The 5,272-nt window shown below is 68.4% G+C and carries 1 protein-coding gene; it reads right to left on the bottom strand.

Annotation, left to right across the window (positions count from 1 at the left end; all coding sequences use genetic code 11):
• The coding region (locus ON27_RS24750; protein ID WP_043732640.1) for a non-ribosomal peptide synthetase at positions 1 to 5,272 on the bottom strand (5,272 nt) is incomplete at both ends.

Below are 5,272 nucleotides of genomic sequence, written 5' to 3' on the forward strand. Positions count from 1 at the left end.
GAGATTGAACAGCTCGGTCCGCGGATTCTCCCGCAAGAACCGCTGCGCCACCGAACCCGGCAACGCCTCACCAATCGCCAACACCCGCCGTGGCGCCCAGTCCGGCCCCTCCGCGGTCGCCCGGTGCACCAGCAGCGCGTCCAGCATCGACGGCACCACGTGCAGCGTCGTGACCGACTCCCGGGCCGTCAGCTCGTTCAGGTAGGCCGGATCGCGATGCCCGTCCGGAGCGGCGATGACCAGACGGCCACCGCACACCGCCGCCGACCAGAACTCCCACACCGACAAGTCGAACGTCGCCGCCGTCTTCAGCAGAACCGAGTCGTCCTGGGTCAACTCGAAATACGCCGTCTTCCAGAGCAATTGATGCACGACCGCCGCGTGCGACACCGCGACGCCCTTCGGCCGCCCGGTCGAGCCCGACGTGAAGATGACGTAGGCCGTGTTCTCCGGTCGCAACGCGACCACACGCTCGGAATCGGCGAGCGGAAGGCTCGCGACCGCGGTGAGCTCGAGGTCTTCCAGACGCACCACCGGCGCCACATCGGTATCGAAGTCCGACTCCACGTTGCTCAGCACACACACCGGAGCCGCGACGGAGAGGATGTAGTCGGTCCGCTCCGCGGCTTGGTCCGGGTCGACCGGCACGTATGCGCCGCCTGCCTCGGCCACCGCGTACATCGCCACGACCAGATCCGCCGAGCGGCGGAACGCGAGCGCGACCCGGCATTCGGGCCCGACGCCCACCGAGATCAGGTAGCGCGCGAGGCGGTTCACCCGGGCGCCCAGTTCGGCGTAGCTCAGCTCGGCGCGTTCGCCGCCGGGCAGGTCGGCGACCAGGGCGACCGCTCCGGGCGTCGCCGCGACGGTTCGACGCAGCAGCGACCCCAGCGTGGCGGCCGCTTCCACCGGGTGGCCGGTGTCGTTCCAAGTGGTGAGCAGGTCGGTGCGCTCGGTGTCCGCGAGTAGGTCGATATCACCGACCGGCACCGTGGAGTCCGCGACGACGGCGGTGAGGACACGCGAGAACCGTTCGGCGAAACCCTCGACCGTTTCCCGGTCGAACAGATCGGTCGCATACGTCAAGAACCCACCGATACCAGCAGCCGCACCCGACTCCTCATAGGCGTCACCCACGATCAAATGCAGATCGAACTGCGACACATCCACATCCGCGTCCACCCCAGCCACCGACAACCCGGGCAGCTCCAGCGCGGTCCGCGCAACGTTCTGAAAGGACAACCCCACCTGGAACAACGGATGACGCGCCGTCGACCGCGGCGGATTCAAGACCTCCACCAACCGCTCGAACGGCACATCCGCGTTCGCGAATGCACGCAGATCCGATTCCCGCTGACGGGCGAGCAGATCCGCGAACGACTCCCCGCCGTCGATCCGCGTCCGGAAGACCACGGTATTGACGAACATACCGATCAGATCATCCAGCTCACGCTCACCACGACCCGCGACCGGGGTACCAACTGCGACATCCGAACCGCCGGACAACCGGGCCAGCAACACCGCGAACGCCGCATGCACCACCATGAACAACGTGGCACCATGCGCACGCGCCAAGTCCACAAGCCCCGCATGGGTCACCGCGTCGATCTCGACGTCCACCCGCGCACCCGCCAACGACGCCACCGCCGGACGCGGCCGATCCGTCGGCAACTCCAGCAAATCGGGCAGATCAGCCAACTCCGCCCGCCAGAACGCGATCTGCCGCGCCGCGATCGACTCCGGATCCGACTCCGCACCCAGCACCGCACGCTGCCACAACGCGTAATCGGCATACTGCACCCGCAACGGCGACCACCCCGGCACCTCACCAGCCGCACGCGCCGCGTAAGCGACCATCACATCCCGCACCAGCGGACCCATCGACGACGCATCCGCCGCGATGTGATGCACCACCACCGCCAACACGAACTCCTGCGGCGCATCCGTGACCCGCAGCAACCGCACTCGCACGGGCACTTCAGCGGTCACGTCGAACGGCGTCGTGGCGAGCGCGCGCACGTCGCGGGCGATCTCGGCCGCGCCGATGGGGTGCACCGCCACGTCCAGCGTGACCTGCCCGGCGGGCAACACCAGCTGCACCGGGCCATCCGCAGTCTCCGGATACACCGTGCGCAGCACCTCGTGCCGCGCCACGACATCGTGTAACGCCGCGCCCAGCGCGGCGACGTCCAACGCACCCGTCAGGCGCAACGCGAACGGGAGGTGGTAGGCCGCGGAACCGATCTGTTGACCCGCGTCGTCGGTTCGGTCGAAACGGTTGAGGAACCACATCCGCCGCTGCGCCAAAGACAACGGCAACTGCTCCGGACGCGCGATACCGCCCAGCTCCACACCACGCTCACCATGGGTGTGCGATTCGAGCGCCACGGCAAGCGCTGCCACGCTCGGCGCTTCGAACAGCGTCCGCACCGCCACCCGTGCACCCACCGCCGCACCCAGACGCGCCACCACCTGGGTGGCGACCAGCGAATTGCCACCCAACGCGAAGAAATCGTCATCCGCGCCGACCCGGCCCAACCCGAGAACCTCGCCGAACACCCCCGCCACGATCTCCTCGACCGCGCTCGCGGGCGCACGGAACTGCCTGGTCTCGAACGTCGGCTCGGGCAGAGCCTTACGATCCAGCTTCCCGCTCGAATTCAGCGGGAACTCCGCCAGCACCACGATCGCCGCCGGAACCATGTACCCGGGCAGCGTCGCACCGATCGCCGCGAGCAATCCGGCCTGCTCGATCGCGTAGCCCGGCGCGGGAACCACGTAGGCCACCAGCTGATCACCCAGCGCCGATCGCGTCACCACCGCCACGGCTTGGCTCACCGAGGGCTGTGCCAGCAGCGCCGTCTCGATCTCCCCCAGCTCGATCCGCTGACCACGGAACTTCACCTGGAAATCGGTCCGGCCGAGATAATCCAGCCGATGCGGTAGTTCTTCGGTCGGGGCGCGCCAGACCACCAGGTCACCGGTCCGGTACATCCGCTCGCCGATACCGAAGGGGTTGGCCACGAACCGGTCGGCGGTCAGATCAGGACGCCGCACGTAACCGCGAGCCAGCTGATCACCGGCGAGATACAGCTCGCCGGGCACCCCGGCCGGCACCGGTTGCAGGCGCGAATCCAGCACGTAAACCTGGGTGTTCCACTGCGGCACACCGATCGGGACGGACCGCTCGTCGGCGGCGGTAGCGGGCCAGTAGGTCACCGACACCGCCGCCTCGGTGGGCCCGTACAGGTTGTGTACAGCGGCGTCGGTTACCGCGCGCACCGCGGCGACGGTCTCCGGTGGCAGCGCCTCGCCGATCACGAAGATGTCCCGCAAGGTGGGGCACGAGCCGGGCGCGGTGTGCGCGGCGAAGACCGTGAGCATGGACGGCACGAAGTCGGTGACCGTCACGCCCTGCGCGGCAATGGTTTCCGCGACGTACACCGGATCGCGGTGTCCGTCGTGCGTGGCGACGACCAGTTTCGCGCCCACCCGCAGGGGCATGAAGTAGCCCCACAGCGAGACGTCGAACGTCGTCGCCGTCTTCTGCAGGTACACGTCGTCGGCGTCGAGCGGGTAGGCCGCGAGCATCCAGCTGATCTGGTTCTGGATCGCGAAGTGCGAGATCGCGACGCCTTTGGGGCGGCCGGTGGACCCCGAAGTGAAGATCACGTACGCCGGATGGTGCGGCAGCAGCGGACGCACCAGTTCCTCGGCGCGCACCGGGGCGTCGTCGAACCGATTCGGGTCCAGCGCGTCCAGCAGCAGTACCGCGATGCCTTCCGGCACGTCGACGGCGTCGGCGGAGGTGGTCAGCACACAGACGGGCTGGGCTGTCCGGAGGATGTGGGCGATGCGTTCAGCCGGATGATCCGGATCCAACGGCACATACGCCCCACCCGCCGCCACAACCGCATACATCCCCACCACAAGATCCAACGACCGACGAACCGCCAACCCCACCAACGACTCCGCACCCACACCCTGCGAAATCAACAACCGAGCCAAACGATTCACCCGCGCATCGAACTCCCGATACGACAGACCCACACCCTCGTACACCACGGCGATCTCGTCGGCATAGGCATCCGCCGCACGGCGGTAGCCGTCGAGCAGCGACTCGGTGGGCACCGGGTATCGAGTGCTGTTCCACTCGAGCAGGATGCGTTCACGCTCGGCGGGGGCGAGCAGATCGATCGTGCCGATCGGCCGGTCCGGCTCGGCGGTGACTACGGTCAGCAGCCGGTCCAGCCGCCAGGCGAACTCGGCTATCGTTCGTTCGTCGAACAGGTCGGTGGCATAGGTGAACATCGCCGTGAAGCCCGTGGCGCGGCCTTCGACGTCGGGCACCACGGTCAGTTGCAAGTCGAATTTCGCCACCGCGCCGTCGAGTTCGATCACCCGCGCCGACAGCCCGGGCAGCGCTATCTCGGGCCTGCTCATGTTCTGGAAGAACAGCGCCACCTGGAACAGCGGGTGATGCGCCTGCGACCGCACCGGGTCAAGCACCTCGACCAAACGCTCGAACGGCAACTCCGCATGCGAGAAGGCGCCCAGATCCGTCTCTTTCGCCTGGGCGAGCAGGGTGCGGAACGAGACGCCGAGATCGATCCGGGTGCGCAGCACCAGCGTGTTGACGAACATGCCGATCAGTCCGTCGAGCTCTCGCTCGCCACGTCCGGCCACGGGCGTGCCGATGGCGATGTCGTCGGTGCCGGTGAGCCGGGCGAGCAGCAACGCCAGCGCGCTGTGCACCACCATGAACTCCGAGGCGCCGCCGCTGTGCGCCAGTTCGGCGAGACCCTGGTGCACCGAGGCGTCCACCGCGAAGGCGTACTCCGCGCCTCGACCGGAGGCGACGGGCGGGCGCGGCCGATCCGAGGGTAGGTCGATCCGGTCCGGAATGCCCGCCAAGGCACGACGCCAGTACGCGAGCTGGGCAGCGGCCACCGAAGCCGGGTCGTTCTCGTCGCCGAGCATGTCGCGCTGCCACAGCGTGTAGTCCGCGTACTGCACCGGCAGCGGCTCCCAGGACGGGCGCGCCCCGTTGCGCCGGGAGAGGAAAGCGCTGAGCAGATCCCGCAGGAACGGCGCTGTCGACGCGCCGTCGGCGGCGATGTGATGCACCACCACCACGACCACGTGGTCGCCGGGACCGATTTCGGCCAGGGCGATGCGCAGCGGCACTTCGGCCGCGACATCGAAACCGGTCAGCGCGAATCCACGCAGCCAGTCCGCGAGTTCGTGCTCGGCGACGGGCTTGGGCGCGAGA

It is taken from the genome of Nocardia asiatica NBRC 100129 (genome assembly GCF_000308415.1).
GTDB lineage: Bacteria > Actinomycetota > Actinomycetes > Mycobacteriales > Mycobacteriaceae > Nocardia > Nocardia asiatica.